Origin of the sequence: Mycobacterium sp., assembly GCF_049278535.1 — a bacterium.
GTDB lineage: Bacteria > Actinomycetota > Actinomycetes > Mycobacteriales > Mycobacteriaceae > Mycobacterium.
Map to the genome: position 1 here is coordinate 1 of NZ_JBAPMI010000033.1, position 1681 is coordinate 1681.

2 protein-coding genes are annotated in these 1681 nt (G+C 64.9%); one reads left to right on the forward strand and one right to left on the reverse strand.

Annotated elements, in window-relative coordinates:
• Positions 1-106 precede the first annotated feature (106 nt).
• Complete coding sequence (locus WAO18_RS01945) at positions 107-829, forward strand: hypothetical protein (protein ID WP_422203424.1); 723 nt, start codon at positions 107-109, stop codon at positions 827-829.
• A 45-nt stretch (positions 830-874) separates the two neighbouring features.
• Here WAO18_RS01945 and WAO18_RS01950 read toward each other — a convergent pair whose 3' ends face one another.
• Positions 875-1660: a hypothetical protein gene (locus tag WAO18_RS01950; protein WP_422203426.1), complete on the reverse strand. Its 786-nt coding sequence runs from the start codon at positions 1658-1660 to the stop codon at positions 875-877.
• Positions 1661-1681: the final 21 nt, after the last annotated feature.

Consider the following 1681-nt stretch of genomic DNA (forward strand, 5'->3'; position numbering starts at 1 on the left):
CGACGCGGATCAGTACGCTGCGGCAGAATCCTTGGCAGTTTCCTAAGTTCTTGCCGGTCAGCGCGCGCACAATGGGTTTATGTACCACGCAAGTTCTCCTCGATCAGTGTCTAACCGCGCCACGTCCCTAGTCACGGCGGGAAGACGGCTACGTATCGTCGCGGTCGTCATCGGCACGGTGGTGTTCATGACCGCCGCCGTCGGATGCATGATGAGTCCGGCTCCATCTGGAAATCCCGGAGTTCGCGCAACGACCAAGATGTGGCCGTTCAAGCAGGACGTCGGGGGCGATCCGGAGTGGATGCATAAGTACGGCCAGGATGCGCGGACGATGCCGAATCTGCCGGACGTGGCCGCCGCCACCCCGGAGCAACGCGCTGCTGCGACCGACCTGATGCGTCGAACCGAGGCCGGCACTGCGGCGTTCAACGACCCTGACGTGGCCGCGGCCGCCGGGTACGGCCTGATCGGTCAGGTGGCCCGCGCCGCGCAGAACCCGGGGCTTGCCAGTGCAATGCAGGCCATCGCCAGCAGGAGACCGGGCATGATGCTGCACGTGGCGAACCGGAATCACCCCAACACGCTGCTGGACCCCAACCTGCCAGAGGAGATGATGTACGGCTACCAGCCCGACGGCTCCTTCAAGCTCGTCGGAGTCATGTTTCTGGCCGACAACGCCTACCCTGGGCCGCCGCCGACTCCAGGCGGTCCGATCACTCGCTGGCACTACCACGGCATGATGCCCGGCTCGCATCTCGGCATGCACATCTTCTTCGGCATGGACAACGATCTGGCCCAGGCCTACGCGGTCAACATGGGCGCAATGTAGCTGCGCACTCCGAGCCAGGCAGCCGAATCCTTCTGGTGCGGTTGGCTATTCGGCGGCCCGGGTTGCCGGGTGCACCGCGATGAGGCCTAACCCGCTGCGCCGCTTGCACATTGCGGCGAGTTCGGCGTAGGCCTTTTCGCCGAGCAACTCGGTGAGTTCGGGACCCATGCTCACCCAAACCTGCTCGGCGCCAACGTGGGCGGCCGGATCGCCGGTGCAGTACCAGTGCAGGTCGGCGCCGCCGGCGCCCCAGCCGCGACGGTCGTACTCGGTGACGGTGGTCTTGAGAATTTCGGTGCCGTCCGGCCGCGTCACCCACTCCTGGCTGCGACGGATCGGCAGCTGCCAGCAGACGTCGGGTTTCATCGTCAGGGGTTGCACCCCGAGTTTGATGGCTTTGGTGTGCAGCGCGCAGCCCTGGCCATTGTGGAAGTCGGGCCGGTTCAAGAAAATGCACGCGCCCTTGTATTTGCGGGTGCGGAACTGCTCTTCGCCCTCGTGCTCGTCGAGTTCGAGGTAACCCTTGCGGCCCAAGCCCTTTTCGCGGAACTGCCAGTCGGCGTCGGTGAGCTTGGCCACAGCGTCGTCGAGGCGAGCCCGGTCGTCGTCGTCGGACAAGAACGCGCCGTGCGAGCAGCACCCGTCGTCGGGACGCTCTTCGACCGTCCCCTGGCATGCCGGGGTGCCGAACACGCACGTCCACCGGGACAGCAACCAGGTCAGGTCGGCGGCGATCAGGTGTTCGGAGTTGTCCGGGTCGTAGAACTCGACCCACTCACGGGCGAAGTCCAATTCGACTTCGCCTGGATGGTTTGGTTGCGCACTTGCCACAGTTTTAACGGTAGACCAATC